This is a genomic window from Actinomadura sp. KC345, assembly GCF_004348515.1.
Taxonomy (GTDB): Bacteria; Actinomycetota; Actinomycetes; order Streptosporangiales; family Streptosporangiaceae; genus Spirillospora.
The window spans coordinates 1-14,614 of record NZ_SMKH01000203.1; the positions used below are offsets into that span (position 1 = coordinate 1).

Here is a 14,614-nt window from a genome sequence, read left to right on the forward strand (position 1 = left end):
CCCCCGTGCAGGTAGACGAGCGCGGGCAGCGGGCCGCGCTCGGGAGGCGCCGGACGGTAGAGCCGCACCGGGACCGGGCCGTCCGGCCCGCGGACCGCGAGGTCGCGGACGAGCGGCAGCTCGCGCCGGGCGGCGGCGGGGAGGGCCGCGCCGGTCCGGGCCCGCATCTCCTCGATCGTGGGCTCCGCCCGGCCGCCCGCGTCCGGCGGCGCGGCCGTCCAGGAGGAGAGCACCTCCAGGAAGCTCACGGTCTGCGGGTGCAGGGGCATGCGGCGGCCTCCGGTAGGCGATGTACACGGAAATCTACCGATCGCCTTCCCCGGTGCCGGTACGTCAACCCCTCCGCTCCCCCGCCGGCCGGGCCTCAGCGGCCGGCGGCCTCGGCGACCAGGGCCTCGAACAGGCGCCCGTCGTCCCCCTCCTCCGGGTGCCACTGGACGGCGAGCCCGAAGCGGTGGCCCTGCAGCTCGACGGCCTCCACCACCTGGTCCTCCGCCCAGGCCACCGCCGACAGGCCCTTGCCGAGCCGGCTCACCGCCTGGTGGTGGTAGGTGGGGACCTGGGCGGAGTCGCCCATGATCTTGCCGACGAGGCTGGTCCCGCTGATCTGTACCGGGTGCGAACCGACGAGGCCCGTCTCCGGGGCGTGCCCCTGGTGCCCCACCGCCTCCGGCAGATGCTGGATCAGGGCGCCGCCGCGCGCCACGTTCAGCACCTGCATGCCCCGGCAGATGGCCAGGAACGGCAGGTCGGCGTCCACGACCGCGCGGGCGAGCGCCAGCTCGAAGCGGTCGCGCTGCGGCTGGGGCGGGCCCGTCTCGGGATGCCGGACGGCGCCGTACAGGTCGGGGTCGAGATCGCCCCCACCCGCGATGACGATGCCGTCCAGCCGCCCGGTCAGCGCGTCCAGCCCGCGCAGCGTCGCGGTCGGGGGCAGCATGACCGGGACTCCGCCGGCCCGCTCGACCGAGCGCACGTACGGGGTCGGCAGGAGCGCGGCCTCGCGCACCCAGACCCCCCAGCGGGCCGGTTCCTGGTACGTGGTGATCCCGATGAGCGGCGGTGCTCCGGCGCCCGCCTTCGGGGACGGCGCCCCGCGGATGGCCTCTGTCATGCGTGGTTCCCCCTCTGCTGGACGATCGCCACGGGACGGGGTTTCGATTCGGACGATTCGTCGCGTTCGGCTGCACCTCATGGTGCCTCACCCGCCCCCGCGGGCCGCCCTCGTCCCCGGCGCTCTCCCGGCCAGCTTGCCGCACGGGACGGATCGTCGCAGTCGGAAGTGGCGAGATCGGCCCCGGCGGAACGGGCCCCGCGGACACACCGGCTCTGGGCGCAAGACCGAAGAATTCTGAAATCTTCCACTTGGGAGGAGAATCATGTCCCACGATCGGCGCCGGCCGCGGGACCTCACCGCCGCCCGGCGAGTACCGATCAGTATGCGTGACCTTCTCCCGGAGTACTCACTCACGGAGAATTCATCGCCGGCTACACAGCGGAACATTCCGACGAGGCCGGCGAGGCCCTGTTTGAGGACCTGCGGAATTGAGTGCGAGAATCTCATCAAGCCGGGCATCGGGATGCGGCGCCACCGCCGCGGGACCCGAACGCCCGTCCTCCAAAAGCCCAAGGGGGCGAGCTGGAGAATGTCGTCGGAACGCCGAATCGTCAAAGAGACGTTCGATCGCCTCGAAGCGGACCCGGCGGGCGCCATGAGCTATTTCTACGGCCGCCTCTTCGCCCGCGAGCCCCGCATGCGCGCCCTTTTCCCGCCCGCGATGGGCACCCAGCACGACCGGTTCTTCCATGCCCTCACCCGGATCGTCTGGAGCCAGGACAGCCCGGAGGAGCTCACCCGCCACCTCGGCGCGCTCGGCCGCGACCACCGCAAGTACGGCGTCCTGCGCGAGCACTACCCCGCCGTCGAGACCGCCCTGATCGCCACGGTGCGGACCTTCGCCGCCGACGTGTGGACCGCCGAGGCCGAGGACGCCTGGACCCGCGCCTACCGGTCCGCCGCCGCGACCATGATCGCCGCCGCCGGGCGGGAGGGGTCCGGCCGCCCGCCGTGGTGGGTCGCCGAGATCACCGGGCACGACAGGCGCGACCACGACCTCGCCGTCCTCACCCTGCGCCCCGAGCGGCCGCTGCCGTTCCTGCCGGGCCAGTACGTGAGCGTGCAGACCGCCCGCTGGCCCCGGGTGTGGCGGACCTACTCGGTCGCCAACGCTCCCCGGCCCGACGGCTCGATCAGCCTGCACGTCCGCGCCCGGCCCGCGGGCTGGGTGAGCGGCGCGCTGGTACGCCACTGCGCGCCGGGCGACACCGTCCTGCTCGGCCCGGCCGCGGGCACCATGACGCTCGAACCGGGCTCGCCTCGCGGACTGCTGCTGATCGGGGGCGGCACGGGCCTCGCCCCGATGAAGGCGCTCGCCGAGCAGGCCGCCGGGACCGGCCGCGAGGTCCGCCTCCTGGTCGGGGCGCGCACCGAGCGCGGCCTCTACGACCTGGCGGAACTGCGCCGGCTGGAATCCGCCTCGGCCCGGCTGCGCGTCGTCCCCGTCCTGTCGCGTTCGCCCGGCGGGCCCGGCGGCCTGCACGGGCGGATACCGGACGTCCTGCCCGGCTTCCTGGACGGCGTCCCCGGCTGGGAGGACCACCACGCCTACGCGGCCGGGCCCGTCCCGCTCGTCCGGCGGACCGTCACCGCGCTGCAGCGGCACGGGATGTCCCTCAGCCGCATCCACCACGACCTGCTCGCCGCCGAGGACTGAGGGCTCACCACCCGGCGCGCTCCCTCAGGAACGCGGTCGTGGCCGGATCCGCCGGATAGAACGACTCGATCGCCAGCTCCGCCACCGTGATATCGACGGGCGTGCCGAACGTCGCGATCGTGCTGAAGAACGACAGCTCCCGCTCGTCCACCCGCATCCGCAGCGGGACGAACACCTCGCTGCCCTCGGGCGGCGCCATCGCCTCCCCCACGTCCCCCGGGAAGGACCGCAGCTCCCGGTAGAGCTGCGCGAGCGAGGCGTCCGCGGTCAGCGCCACATGCCGGCGCACCCGGTCGATCATGTGGGCGCGCCATTCGGCCAGGTTCAGGATGTTCTTCGCCATCCCGTCGGGATGCATGCTGAGCCGCAGCACGTTCAGCGGCGGCTCCAGCAGTTCCGGCGGCGCGCCCTCCATGAAGAACGCGGCGGCGCCGTTGGCGTCGATCAGGTTCCAGAACCGGTCGACGACCACCGCCGGGTACGGCTCGTGCCCGTCCAGCACCTGCCTCAGCGCCGCCCGGACCGAGTCCATCCTCGGTTCCTCGATCGGCGTCTCGTCGAACACCGGCGCGTAGCCCGCCGCCACCAGCAGCAGGTTCCGGTCGCGCAGCGGCACGTCCAGGTGCTCGGCCAGCCGCAGGACCATCTCCCGGCTCGGCGCCGAACGCCCCGTCTCCACGAAGCTCAGATGCCGCGTCGACACGTCGGCCTCCGACGCCAGCTCCAGCTGGCTCAGCCTGCGCCGCTGCCGCCACGCGCGCAGCTGGTCCCCCACCGGCCTCACGTCACTCAACGCCGTCGTCATCGCACCGACGCTACCCTCGGCCCGTCATCTGCGCGATTACGTGCGAGGTAATGGACGCGCAGCCCGGGTGACCCGGACCCGGGCGGTTCCGCGTTCCCGATCAGGCGGCCGACCCGGCGCCTTTACGTTGTAGATTTCTCCGTGAGGTGCTCGCCGAAGAAGGCGAAGATCCGCTCCCAGCCGTCCGCCGCGTTCTCCCGCCCCCGGCCCATTCCGAAGGCGATCTTCGCGACCGGGCCGAGCGGGGCCGGCAGGGTGCCCATCGTGAGGAAGCTGTGCCCGGTCGCCGGGTACTCCTTCACGTCGTGCGTCACACCGGCGCCGTCGAGGGCCCGCTCCAGCTTGCCCGCTGCCCCGCGCAGCGTCGGATCGGCGCCGCCGTAGTTCGCCACGATCGGGCACGCGCCGCGCAGCGCCTCCTCCGGCCGGCGCGGCAGCATGCCGTAGTTCACCGCGGCGGCCTGGAAGTCGTACTTCGCCGCCGCGACCAGCGTGAACCCGCCGCCCATGCAGAACCCGCACACGCCCACGCCGCCGGTGCAGTCGTCCCGTCCCGCCAGCCACGCCCGCGCCGCCTCGATGTGGTCGTAGGCGGGGCCGCGCCGCGACCGCATGTCGCGCATCGCCTTGGTGACGCAGCGGATCCACGGAGCGCCGTCGTAGAGGTCAGGCAGGACGGCCAGGTAGCCGTTGGCCGCGAACCGGTCGGCCTGGGCGCGCATGTCCTCGTTCGCGCCCATCGCCTCGAACACGATGACCACCCCGGGCCAGGGCCCTTCCCCGTCGGGAACGGCGAGGTACCCCGGCAGCTCCCGCTCACCCGCGGGAATCGTGATGTCAGACATACCGTCCAACAATTCCCTACGCGCGCACCGTACGCCTAGACCCGACCCCGGCCCGAGGTCAGACCTTGCGCCACTCGGGGATCCAGGCGCCGTCCTCGACGACGTAGTCGCCGAACAGGTCCGGGGCCTCCGTGCGCATCACCTCGCCGATCCTGCCGAAGAGCAGGCGGATCTCCTCCTCGGCGCCGGGGGCGGTGCGGTTCTCCAGGGTGTGGCGCAGCGTGCGGACGTTGGCCGTCCAGACCAGCCCGGTGCCGACGCCCTCCGGGGCGAAGCGGCGCATGAACGAGGTCTTGTGCTTCTTCTCCTTGAACGGCACGCCCTCGTCGTCCAGGCCGAAGTGCTCGGCCATCCAGCCCTGGAACTCCTCCATCTGCTCCAGCATGGCCGTGGCGCGCTTCATCAGCTCCGGGTCCTCGCGCGCCCACTCGGGGAACCAGAACGGGATGTCCTGGAGCCGGACGAAGCGCAGCGACTCCTGCGAAATGGCCACACCGGGACGATGCCGGACAAGCTCATGGGTGAGCACGCGGCTCACGTTGTGCAGGACGAAGCTGAAGCTGACGTGCTCCAGCACCGAGCCGTGCAGGCTGCGCAGGATGTTCTGGAGGTACTGGCCCGAGTCCGTGCGGACCTTGACCACGTTGGGATTGAGGCCCGGCTCCCACGAGCGGTAGCAGAGCCTGCCCGCGAACTCCGCGAGATTCTGGGGGTCGTTCAGCTCGTCGTCGAGGTCGCCCCGGTCGAGCCGCTCCAGCCAGCTCTCCCCGCCCACGTCCCGCAGATACCTGGCGACCTCGTCGTAGTCCAGTTCGGGCCGCGCAACGAGGTACACCTCAGGCTCGACGCTCTTCACTCTCGTATCCCCCCACGGGTCGTTTGCATCGTCCCTAGGAAACCACCACGGCAGGACGGCCGCGACCTGGGCTGCGGAAAGGCCCGCTCCTGGAGATCATCCGGCCGGTACGGTGGGCGGACGGAGGGGACGGACGATGACGTATCAGGGCATGCTCGAACGGGCCAGGAAACTCGAGCGGCAGGGGAAGCACACGGAGGCCGCGGCCGCCTACGCGGACGCCGCCGGGGAGATGGAGGGGCGTGGGGACTGGACGGCCGCCGTCGCGGCGCGGGCGCGGTCCGCGCGGGCGCTCGCCGCGGCGGGGAGCACGGGCGAGGCGCAGCGCGTCCTCGACACCCTCGACCGCGCCGCCGCCTCCATGCCCGCCGAGGTCCGCGCGGGGGTGGACGCGCAGGCGGCGCACGTCCTGGCCGCCGCGGGCCGGACCGGCGAGGCGGCCCGGCGCGCGTGGTCGGCGATGAGCGCGTTCTCGTCGCTGCACGATCACAGGCGCGCCGACGGGGCCGGCGTCCACGCCGCGCGGCTCATCGTCAAGGACGCCGGGCCGCGCGGGGCGCTGCGGCCGCTGCGCGAGCTGCTCGCGCAGATGCCGCCGGGCGGTGAGGGGCACCGGCAGGTCGCCGAGCTCCTCGCCGACGCCGAGCGGCGTCCGGACCGGGACCACGACATCCTCGTCACCGACCCCGACGGCACCTCGTGGGGGCGCCTGGCGGCGGCCCTCGCCGTGGGGGCGCATCTGGCGGTCGGCAACGGGGTGGCGTGGAACACGCTGGGCGCCCCTGACGGGGGTTCCGGCGACGACAAGGCGCTGCTGGAGCGCGACTGGGGCGTCACCGATCACGAGAGCTGGCGCGAGCGGATGGACGTGCTGCTCGACGCGCAGAACAGCGATCCCGCGATCCAGATGGTCCTCGACCAGCGCGGCAGGGGCACCGGCCGGCGGGAATGGCGCCAGGCGGTCGTCGCGTGGTGCCGGGAGCACGACATCTCGGACGAGACGATCCGGCAGGTCGCCGAGCTGCCGGATCTGGTCCTGCGGTACGAGGCGCGTTTCCGGGCGGACGGTCTCCTCAAGCCGGACGGCCGGATCGAGAGCGTGTACGGCTACGACTTCGGACGCGCGGTGAACATGGCCCGCTGGGGCCTGAACGCCGGGTACTGCGAAGCGGAGGAGGCCGAGAAGTGCGTCCTCACGGCCGGCGGGCGCGCCGGCCAGGTGTACTCGTCGTGGGGCTCGTTCTCCGCCGGGTACGTCCTGGGGAGGATGCTGCGGTTCGACGAGGGCGAGTTCGGCGAATGGTACAAGCGCTCCCTCGCCGGCCACCGCGTCCTCGCCGAGGACCCCGACAGCCCGTGGCGCCGCATGGCCTGGGGTTAGCGCCCGTCCTCGCCTCCGGCCAAGGCGTCGATGTCGGCGAGGACGGCCCGGCGGCCGTCCTCGTCCAGGGACGAGGCGGTGACGGCGTTGCGGGCCAGGGACGCCAGCCCGGCGCGGTCCAGGCCGAAGACCTCCGCGGCGATGCGGTACTCGCCGGTCAGGGAGGTGTCGAACATCGGGGGGTCGTCGCTGTTGAGGGTGACGAAAAGGCCCTCCTCCAGCATCCTCGGCAGGGGGTGGCCGGCCAGGTCGGCGACCTGTCCGGTGCGGAGGTTGGACGTCGGGCACACCTCGAGGGGCAGCTGCGTCTCGCGCAGGTAGGCGATGAGGCGCGGGTCGTCCATGCAGCTGATGCCGTGGCCGATGCGCTCGGCGCCGAGTCCCTCGATCGCCTCCCAGATCGTCTCCGGCCCGGTCATCTCCCCCGCGTGCGGGAGGCTGCGCAGACCGGCCGCGCGGGCGGCGGCGAACGCGTCCCGGAAGGCGTCCCGGTGCGGCGGGCGGACCTGCTCGATGCCGCCGATCCCGAATCCGACGAGCGCCTCCGGCGGATGGGCGAGGGCGTGGTCGAGGGTGCCGCGGGCGCCGTCGGCGCCGAACTCGCCGGGGATGTCGAAGATGTAGGCGACGCGGATGCCGTGCCGGTCGCGGGCCTCGCGGACGGCGTGGTCGAGGGCCTCGGTGATCGCGGGCATCGGCATCCCGGCCCGCTGGTGGGTGTAGGGGGTGACGGTCAGCTCGACGTAGCGGGCGTTCTGCGCGGCGAGGTCGCGGGCGGTGCCGAGGACGAGCGTCCCCACGTCCTCGGGCGTCCGGACGAGGCCGGAGACGGACTCGTACACCTCGGCGAAGTGCGGGAAGTCGCGGAACTCGTAGAAGGCGCGCAGCTCCCGCTCGTCCACCGGGACGGATCCGTCCGGGTGGCGGCGGGCGAGTTCGAGGACGGTGGGGACAGAGGCGGAACCCACGAGGTGGACGTGGAGCTCGACCTTCGGCAGGGCGTCGATGAACGCCTCGATGGATGTGGTGTCGGTCAGCACACCGCGAAGCTAACAGCCGCCGGACCTGCCCTGACAGGCCAACCGCTCGAACCTGCCAGGGATACGTCAGAAACGTCCGGGCAGCGCTCGCGGTGCGGGAGAATGGGTCCCGTGCGGGCGGCTCGACTCATCTCCATGGTGCTCCTCCTGCAGTCGCGGGAGACGATGACCGCGGGCGAGCTGGCGCGGGAGCTGGAGGTCTCGGAGCGCACCGTCTACCGCGACATGGAGGCGCTGTCGGCGGCCGGGGTCCCGGTGTACGCCGACCAGGGGCGCGGCGGCGGCTACCGCCTGGTCGGCGGGTACCGGACGCGGCTGACGGGCCTCACCCGCGAGGAGGCGGAGGCGCTGTTCCTGTCCGGGCTGCCGGGCCCGGCCGGGGAGATGGGGCGCGGCGACGCGGTGGCCGCGGCCGAGCTGAAGGTCCTGGCGGCGCTGCCCGCGTCGCTGCGGGACGCGCCGTCGCGGGCGGGCCAGCGGTTCCACCTGGACGCGCCGGGCTGGTTCGGCGGCTCCGGGCCGCCGCCGCTGCTGCGCGATCTCGCGCGGGCCGTGTGGGAGGACGAGCGCGTCGAGCTGCGCTACCGCCGCGGGGGCACCGAGGTCACCCGGGAGGCCGAGCCGTACGGGCTCGTGCTGAAGAGCGGCACCTGGTACCTGGTCGCGCGGGTCGGCGGCGGGCACCGCACCTACCGGGTGGACCGGGTGAGGGACGTCCGGCCCACCGGAGCCCTCTTCGAGCGGGACGAGGACTTCGATCTCGCCGGGCACTGGCGGGAGCAGGCGCAGGGCTTCCTGCGGTCGATCCTGCGCGAGGAGGTCACCGTCCGGCTGTCGCCCGCCGGGATGCGGATCCTGCGGTACGCGGTCGAGCCGTACGCGGCGCTTCGGGCGGCCGAGGACGCCGGCGAGCCCGACGAGCGGGGGTGGGTGGTGACCACGCTCCCGGTCGAGTCGGCGGACGTCGCGGCGTCCGAACTGATGCGGCTCGGACCCGAGGCCGAGGTTCTGGCTCCCCCGGAGCTGCGCGAGCGGATGGCGGATGCCGCCGCCAGGCTCGCCGGGCTGTACGCGGCGCGGCGGCCCGGCTGAGCGCGCCCCGCCCCGGCGCGGCTCCGCCGCGCTAGTCCTGCTTGCGGGCGATAGCCTCGCCCAGTTCCTGCTTGGTCATCTTCGAGCGGCCCTGGACGTCCAGGCGCGCGGCGCGGTCGTAGAGCTCCTTCTTGCTGCTGCCCTCGACGTCCACGCCGCCGGCGGTCCGGCCCCGGCCGCGGCGTGCGTCGGGGTCCTTGGCCCGGGGATCGGACGGGCCCTTGCGGCCCTTGGGCACCCACCGGTCGCCCCTCTTCTCGAACTTGTGCTTGAGCGCCGAGTAGGCGGTGCGGTGCGCCCGCTCTCCCTCGCCGTAGGTCTCGGCGGCGGAGTCGTGGGCCTTGGCGAACGTCTCCTGCGCCTCCTCCGTGGAGCGCTGCAGCGTCCCGGGAAGCTCCGACTTCACCGGCTTCCCGCGCTTGATCATCGGCATGGCTGCTCCTTTCACCTCGTTAAACGCCATAACCGGACAGCATCGATTCAAACCGGCGGAGCGGGGTGAGGCCCCCGCCGAGGTGCCGGATCGGCGGGGGCCCGAGGCCGGAGGCCTAGCGGTAGCCGGTGACGTCGGCGGGACGTCCGGCGTGCTCGACCTCGACGATGTAGCGCCAGGCGTCGGGACGGCTGCCGTCGGCGTCGGTGAACCCGTAGACCTGCGCGAGGCCCCCGCTGGACAGCGAGGCCCCGTTCCAGCGCGCCCGGTCCGGGTCGGCGGCGAGGGCCGCGACGGCCCGCCCCACGAACACGGGGGACTCGGAGATCGCGAAGTGCGGGACCTTCTCCGTGGCGTCGAGCCAGTTCTCCTCGGTGACGCCGAAGTTGTCGAGCATCGCCTCCGAGCGCAGCCATCCGGGCGTCAGCGACAGCGCGGTGGCGCCGTACTCCCCGATCTCCTCGGACTGGGCGAGCGCCATCCGGATCACGGCGCTCTTGGCCAGGTCGTAGAAGTACCCGACGTCCTTGCGGTACTGCGCGTTGTACTCGGCGGTGCCGTCGGTCACCTCGACCACCAGCCCGCCCGGTTCCCGGATCAGCAGGGGGAGCGCGCGGTGGCTGGTGATGGCGTGGGTCTCGATGGCCAGCCGCAGCAGCCGCAGCCCGTCGTCGAGGGACTGCTCCCACAGCGGCTTGCCGAACTGGAACAGGTGGTCGGCGCCCCAGACGTCGTTGACGAGGACGTCCAGCCTCCCCTGCTCCTCGTCGATGCGGCGCACGAGCGCGGTGACCTGGTCCGGGTCGAGGTGGTCGACCTGGACGGCGATTCCCTCGCCGCCCGCGGCCGTCACCATCTCCGCGGTCTCCTCGATGGTCTCGGGACGGTCCATCTCCGACCGGTGCGACCGCGTGGTCCGTCCCGTCGCGTACACGGTCGCGCCCGCGGCGCCGAGCGCGGCGGCGATGCCGCGGCCGGCGCCGCGCGTTCCGCCCGCGACCAGGGCGATCTTTCCTTTCAGCGCACTGCTCATGGAGACGATGCTGGCACCGAAACCTGACAGGCTGCGTCAGGGTTCCGTCTCCGGTCGCCCGGTTTCCGGTCAGGTGAAGATGCTCACCCCGCCGGGGCCGACGAGCAGCCCGACGACGATGAGGACGATCCCCCAGAGCAGGTCGCGGCGGGCGAGGATCACGTAGATCCCCGCGATCACGAGGATGACGGCGATGAGCCACAGAATTGTCATCATGGGCCCGAGAGTCCCCGGTAGATTCACGGCAAAACCGGCATCCTGGTACGGATGTCCATATTTGCCGTTATGGACGGAGGGGGAGCGGCCTCCCCCTCCGTCCGGGATAACGGCGATCACCCGCACCGCCCGGGGGCGGCGCGGTGGCCGGTGACCAAGTCTTCCGGGTGCGCCCGCGCCGGCGACAGCGACCTCAGGACCATTTCGGCCCGGCCGCCCTCCTGCTTCAGGAGTAGGACGGGTTCAGCTCCACGAATGGTTCAACTCTGCGAGCGGCTCAGCTCCAGGACGTTCGCGACGATCCGGTGCCCGGCCCCGCCCGCCGCGGTGAGGATCGACTCCGGGTGGAACTGGACGGCCCAGCGCCGCCGCTCCGGGTCCTCGATCCCCATGACGACGTCCCCGGTCAGCGCCGTCACCTGGAAGCCCTTCACCCGGTCGGGCGTGGCGTGCAGCGAGTGGTAGCGGGCCGCGGTGAACTCGTCCGGGAGCCCCTCGAACAGCCCGCCCCCGGAGTCGAGCGCCGTGACCTTGACCTGGCCGGGCTTGCCGTGGGACGGCTCGGGCAGCAGCGCCAGCTCGCCGCCGGCGTGCTCGACCATCGCCTGGAGCCCGAGGCAGACGCCGAAGACCGGGAGTCCGCGGGCGTCCAGCGCGTCCAGGAGGGCGCCGGTGCCGAAGTCCGCGGGCCGGCCGGGACCGGGCGAGAGCACGACGAGGTCGGGAGCGTGCTCGTCCAGCATCCGCGCCGGGAACCCGTGCCGGAGCGTGACCACGGCGGCGCCCTGCTGGCGGAAGTAGTCGGCGAGGGTGTTGACGAACGAGTCCTCGTGGTCGACGAGGAGCACCTTCAGGCCGTCGCCGGGCTGCGCGGGGAGCGGCGCCACCTCGGGGGCGGCGACCCCGGCCGCCTTCTGGGACGCGGTGAGGGCCCCGAGCAGCGCACTCGCCTTGAGGTGGGTCTCGCGCTCCTCCTCGTCGGGGTCGGAGTCGTACAGCAGCGTCGCCCCGGCCCGGACGGTCGCGACGCCGTCGCGGATCTGCGCGGTCCGCAGCGTCAGGCCGGTGTTCATCGACCCGTCGAAGCCGACGCATCCGACGGCGCCGCCGTACCAGCGGCGCGGCGCCTCCTCGTGGTCCTCGATGAACTGCATCGCCCACGCCTTGGGCGCGCCGGTGACGGTGACCGCCCACATGTGGGTGAGGAACGCGTCCAGCGCGTCGAACCCGGGGCGCAGCCGCCCCTCGATGTGGTCGACGGTGTGGATCAGCCGGGAGTACATCTCGATCTGCCGGCGGCCGAGGACGCGCACGCTGCCCGGTACGCAGATCCGCGACTTGTCGTTGCGGTCCACGTCGGTGCACATGGTCAGCTCCGACTCGTCCTTGGCGGACGCGAGGATCGTGCGGATCTGCTCGGCGTCCTCCAGCGCGTCGGCGCCGCGCTTGATCGTCCCCGCGATCGGGCACGTCTCGACGCGGTCGCCGCTCACCCGGACGAACATCTCCGGCGACGCGCCGACCAGGTACTCGCCGTCGCCGAGGTTGAACAGGAACTCGTACGGCGCCGGGTTGGTCTCGCGCAGCCGCTCGAAGAACGCGGCGGGCGCGTCGCACCGCGCGTACATGGCGTGCCCGGGGGTCACCTCGAACAGGTCGCCGCGGACGAACTTCTCCTTGGCGTCCCGCACCATCTGCGCGTACACGCCGGGGACGGGCTGCTCCGGCAGCCGGGCGCCCGCCGGCGGCGCGGGCGTCGGCGCGGTGGCGCGCGGCAGCCCCGCGGTGCTCGCCCCGCCGGCCTCGAACTCGTACGACATCCGGTGCGAGGTCTCGCGCTTGCGGTCCACGACGATCATCTCGTCGGCCAGGTGGAGGACGAGGTCGCGCTGGTCCGCGGGCCGCTCGGCCCTCGTCCGGAGCGGCTCGAACTGCAGCGACAGGTCGTACCCGAACGCCCCGTACAGGCCGAGGTGGGGGTCGTCGCAGCGGAACAGGCCGACGACGGCGCGCAGGGCGGTGAAGACGGTCGGCTGGCGGCTGCGCTCCTCTTCGGGGAAGAACTCCTCCGCGGGCGGGACGACGACCTCGAACAGGCCCGGCTCGTCGGCCCGCACCTCGCCGGTCCCGCGAAGCGCGCCGGCCACGGCGGGCAGGAGGACGCGCCCGCGCTCGTTCAGGGTCCGCACGGCGACCGCCCGGCCGCGGGCGACGATCTCCAGGCACGGGTCGATGTAGGCCATGTGCCAGCGGCTGTAGCGGCCCGGGTACTCCATGCCGGAGCTGAGGACGCCGCCGCGCCGCTCCCCCACGGAGGCGACGAGGGCGTTCAGCACGTCGGACTTGCGCTCGGGGTCGACCGGCGTGGCGGTACGGGTGACCCGCACGCCTCCGGCCGTGACGAACTCGCTGGTCAGCGGCTGCTGCTGTGGGACGGTCTCCACCGCGGTGGCCCCTCGTTGTCAGGGCCCTGCACCCAGGCGGAGAGCATGAGGAACGACCGCCGGGTGAGGGCGGTCGCCTGGGTCTGCACGTGCTCGAACCGGCGCCGCCTCAGCGGCGCCACCACCACCGGGAGGCTACGGTTCGCATGCCCGCGAGGCTACCACGGGCGGGGGCGGAGGGCTCGTACCGCCCGTTCACCAGGCCGGCCGGGCCGTCCCCGATCGCTCAGGCCCGCCCGTACCGGTCCTCAAGGCGCTCGATGTCGTCCTCGTCGAAGTGCCCGAAGGCGATCTCCATGACGCGCACGGCCGGCCCGTCCGAGCCGAGCCGGTGCGTCTCGCCGGCCCGGATCAGAACCCGTCCCCCCACCTCGGGCAGGATGCGGCGCCCGGCCACCTCGAAGACCGCGCCGGGGTCGAGCGCCACCCACAGCTCGTCGCGGTCGCGGTGCCGCTGCAGGCTGAGCCGCTGCCCCGGCTCCACATGGATGATCTTCACGGTGGACGGCTCGTTGAGCGTGAAGCGCTCGAAGCCTCCCCAGGGCCGCCGCTCGGTCTCCACGACCGGTTCGGGCCGCACGCCGGTCTGGGCGTCGGTCTGCACGGGGGCGTCGGTCTGCACGGTCACCTCGGGGATCGCGGGTCGTCGGTCGTCTGCGGGGCGCGGGCGCCGGACGCGGCCGCCGGCAGCCCGCCGAGGACGAGGTCGACGAGGCCGTCCACGACGTCCTCCCTCGGCACGTCCTCGTCATGGTCGAGCCACCAGTCGCCGGCCGTCTGCACCATGCCGACGATGGCGTGGCCCCACACGTAGGCGCGGGTCCGGTCCGCCATCTCCCCCTCGGCGATCATCACCTCGGCCAGCTCCCGGCTCACGTCGCGGATCATCGTGCTCATCGCGCTGTGGGTGGCGGTGTCCTCGGCGCTGGCCCGGTGCATGAGGAAGCGGTAGAGGTAGAGGTTCTTGGAGATCGTCGACAGGTAGGTGTCGATGGTGGAGCGGGTGCGGTCGCGGATCGGGCCGCCGCTGGAGAACTCCTCCCGGATGCCCTCGATCAGCTTGCGCGTGTGCCGCTCGGCCAGCGCCTGGTAGAGACCGCTCTTGTCGCCGAAGTGGCGGTACAGGATCGGCTTGCTGATCCCCGCCTCGGCGGCGATCGCGGCCATCGACGCCTCCGGGCCCTCCCGCTGGATGACCCGGTCGGCGGCCTCGAGCAGGGCGCGGCGGCGCCCGGGATCCCGCCGTGGTCCCGGCCCGCCCCGCGAACGTGTCATGCAAGCAAAGGTATCGGGGGTGTTACCCGGTGACAACACTGCCTGGCCTGCGCGGAACTTCCCCTGCGGCGACCTTCCGGCACACGGCGGCGGCGGATAACGTGATCTGGGTGCGGACGCTCTACTCGGTGCGGCTGGAAGGCCTGGCCGCCAACCCCGCCGCCCCGGCCGATCTCCTGCTGCTGATCCTGGAGCGAGCCGAGCACCCGGTCAGGATCGCCCTCCTGCACCGCGCCGGGGTGCCCTCCGCCGTGTACGACGCCGCGGCCCGGCACCCGGATCCGCGGACGCGGCGGCTGGTCGCGCGCACCGGTCACGCGCCCGTCGCGATCCGGGCGCGCCTCGCCGGCGATCCCGACCCCGGAGTCCGGCTCGCGGTGGCCGCGCGGTCCGAGTCGTGGCAGCGGCCCGCCCCCCTCC

At 73.2% G+C, this 14,614-nt stretch carries 16 protein-coding genes and 1 pseudogene; 4 read left to right on the forward strand and 13 right to left on the reverse strand.

What is annotated here, in order from left to right; genetic code table 11:
• Positions 1-269 (reverse strand): annotated as a pseudogene (locus E1281_RS27355) (alpha/beta hydrolase); the annotation flags it as partial.
• 95 nt (positions 270-364) lie between these two features.
• A complete protein-coding gene (locus E1281_RS27360) occupies positions 365-1,114 on the reverse strand; it encodes a gamma-glutamyl-gamma-aminobutyrate hydrolase family protein (RefSeq protein ID WP_131882593.1) in 750 nt (249 codons plus the stop codon).
• Between the two features lie 598 nt (positions 1,115-1,712).
• Here E1281_RS27360 and E1281_RS27365 point away from each other — a divergent pair.
• On the forward strand, positions 1,713-2,774 hold the full coding sequence (locus E1281_RS27365) for a globin domain-containing protein (RefSeq protein WP_243717464.1): 1,062 nt from the start codon (positions 1,713-1,715) through the stop codon (positions 2,772-2,774).
• A 4-nt stretch (positions 2,775-2,778) separates the two neighbouring features.
• Here E1281_RS27365 and E1281_RS27370 read toward each other — a convergent pair whose 3' ends face one another.
• The 3 genes from E1281_RS27370 to thyX all read right to left on the reverse strand — a co-directional run bounded on the left by E1281_RS27370 (position 2,779) and on the right by thyX (position 5,280).
• Positions 2,779-3,579 carry a helix-turn-helix transcriptional regulator gene (locus E1281_RS27370; protein WP_131882595.1) on the reverse strand — a complete coding sequence of 267 codons (801 nt, stop codon included), beginning with the start codon at positions 3,577-3,579 and terminating at the stop codon, positions 2,779-2,781.
• A 122-nt stretch (positions 3,580-3,701) separates the two neighbouring features.
• Entirely contained in the window at positions 3,702-4,424 is a 723-nt protein-coding gene (locus E1281_RS27375) for a dienelactone hydrolase family protein (RefSeq protein ID WP_131882596.1), read from the reverse strand.
• 58 nt (positions 4,425-4,482) lie between these two features.
• A complete protein-coding gene (gene thyX / locus E1281_RS27380) occupies positions 4,483-5,280 on the reverse strand; it encodes an FAD-dependent thymidylate synthase (protein WP_131882597.1) in 798 nt (265 codons plus the stop codon).
• A 136-nt stretch (positions 5,281-5,416) separates the two neighbouring features.
• On the opposite strand from thyX, the gene E1281_RS27385 reads away from it, so the two are divergent.
• On the forward strand, positions 5,417-6,661 hold the full coding sequence (locus tag E1281_RS27385) for a DUF1266 domain-containing protein (RefSeq protein ID WP_131882598.1): 1,245 nt from the start codon (positions 5,417-5,419) through the stop codon (positions 6,659-6,661).
• Here E1281_RS27385 and add read toward each other — a convergent pair.
• Positions 6,658-7,701, reverse strand: coding sequence for an adenosine deaminase (add, locus tag E1281_RS27390; protein WP_207943520.1), 1,044 nt, complete (start codon positions 7,699-7,701; stop codon positions 6,658-6,660). The two genes, E1281_RS27385 and add, sit on opposite strands and share 4 nt — an antisense overlap.
• 111 nt (positions 7,702-7,812) lie before the next feature.
• On the opposite strand from add, the gene E1281_RS27395 reads away from it, so the two are divergent.
• Positions 7,813-8,793: a YafY family protein gene (locus tag E1281_RS27395; RefSeq protein WP_131882599.1), complete on the forward strand. Its 981-nt coding sequence runs from the start codon at positions 7,813-7,815 to the stop codon at positions 8,791-8,793.
• A 31-nt stretch (positions 8,794-8,824) separates the two neighbouring features.
• Here the strand turns inward: E1281_RS27395 and E1281_RS27400 are convergent, their stop codons facing one another.
• The 7 genes from E1281_RS27400 to E1281_RS27420 form a co-directional block, all read right to left on the reverse strand.
• Positions 8,825-9,226: a ChaB family protein gene (locus E1281_RS27400; RefSeq protein ID WP_131882600.1), complete on the reverse strand. Its 402-nt coding sequence runs from the start codon at positions 9,224-9,226 to the stop codon at positions 8,825-8,827.
• 115 nt (positions 9,227-9,341) lie between these two features.
• Positions 9,342-10,259, reverse strand: coding sequence for an SDR family oxidoreductase (locus E1281_RS27405; protein ID WP_131882601.1), 918 nt, complete (start codon positions 10,257-10,259; stop codon positions 9,342-9,344).
• A 69-nt stretch (positions 10,260-10,328) separates the two neighbouring features.
• Positions 10,329-10,475, reverse strand: a complete 147-nt coding sequence (locus E1281_RS40515; RefSeq protein ID WP_165959128.1) for a GPGG-motif small membrane protein — start codon at positions 10,473-10,475, stop codon at positions 10,329-10,331.
• A 260-nt stretch (positions 10,476-10,735) separates the two neighbouring features.
• On the reverse strand, positions 10,736-12,919 hold the full coding sequence (locus E1281_RS27410) for an anthranilate synthase component I (protein ID WP_131882602.1): 2,184 nt from the start codon (positions 12,917-12,919) through the stop codon (positions 10,736-10,738).
• Positions 12,889-13,044 (reverse strand): hypothetical protein, encoded by a 156-nt coding sequence (locus E1281_RS40520; RefSeq protein ID WP_165959129.1) that lies wholly within the window; start codon positions 13,042-13,044, stop codon positions 12,889-12,891. The genes E1281_RS27410 and E1281_RS40520 overlap by 31 nt, the downstream gene beginning before the upstream one ends.
• Positions 13,045-13,145: 101 nt before the next feature.
• On the reverse strand, positions 13,146-13,547 hold the full coding sequence (locus E1281_RS27415) for a phosphomannose isomerase type II C-terminal cupin domain (protein ID WP_131882603.1): 402 nt from the start codon (positions 13,545-13,547) through the stop codon (positions 13,146-13,148).
• Positions 13,544-14,194 (reverse strand): TetR family transcriptional regulator, encoded by a 651-nt coding sequence (locus E1281_RS27420; RefSeq protein ID WP_131882604.1) that lies wholly within the window; start codon positions 14,192-14,194, stop codon positions 13,544-13,546. The genes E1281_RS27415 and E1281_RS27420 overlap by 4 nt, the downstream gene beginning before the upstream one ends.
• A 110-nt stretch (positions 14,195-14,304) precedes the next feature.
• Between E1281_RS27420 and E1281_RS27425 the strand changes: the two genes are divergently transcribed.
• Positions 14,305-14,614, forward strand: a 310-nt coding sequence (locus tag E1281_RS27425) for a hypothetical protein (RefSeq protein ID WP_207943521.1), incomplete at its 3' end; no start/stop codon positions are given.

Excerpts from the sequence above, each read along its gene's own strand:
- E1281_RS27400 (WP_131882600.1), bottom strand. The coding sequence starts at position 9,226 with ATGCCGATGATCAAGCGCGGGAAGCCGGTGAAGTCGGAGCTTCCCGGG.
- E1281_RS27375 (WP_131882596.1), bottom strand. The coding sequence starts at position 4,424 with ATGTCTGACATCACGATTCCCGCGGGTGAGCGGGAGCTGCCGGGGTAC.
- E1281_RS40515 (WP_165959128.1), bottom strand. The coding sequence starts at position 10,475 with ATGATGACAATTCTGTGGCTCATCGCCGTCATCCTCGTGATCGCGGGG.
- E1281_RS27365 (WP_243717464.1), top strand. The coding sequence starts at position 1,713 with ATGAGCTATTTCTACGGCCGCCTCTTCGCCCGCGAGCCCCGCATGCGC.
- E1281_RS27370 (WP_131882595.1), bottom strand. The coding sequence starts at position 3,579 with ATGACGACGGCGTTGAGTGACGTGAGGCCGGTGGGGGACCAGCTGCGC.
- E1281_RS27405 (WP_131882601.1), bottom strand. The coding sequence starts at position 10,259 with ATGAGCAGTGCGCTGAAAGGAAAGATCGCCCTGGTCGCGGGCGGAACG.
- E1281_RS27385 (WP_131882598.1), top strand. The coding sequence starts at position 5,417 with ATGACGTATCAGGGCATGCTCGAACGGGCCAGGAAACTCGAGCGGCAG.
- E1281_RS27420 (WP_131882604.1), bottom strand. The coding sequence starts at position 14,194 with ATGACACGTTCGCGGGGCGGGCCGGGACCACGGCGGGATCCCGGGCGC.
- E1281_RS27360 (WP_131882593.1), bottom strand. The coding sequence starts at position 1,114 with ATGACAGAGGCCATCCGCGGGGCGCCGTCCCCGAAGGCGGGCGCCGGA.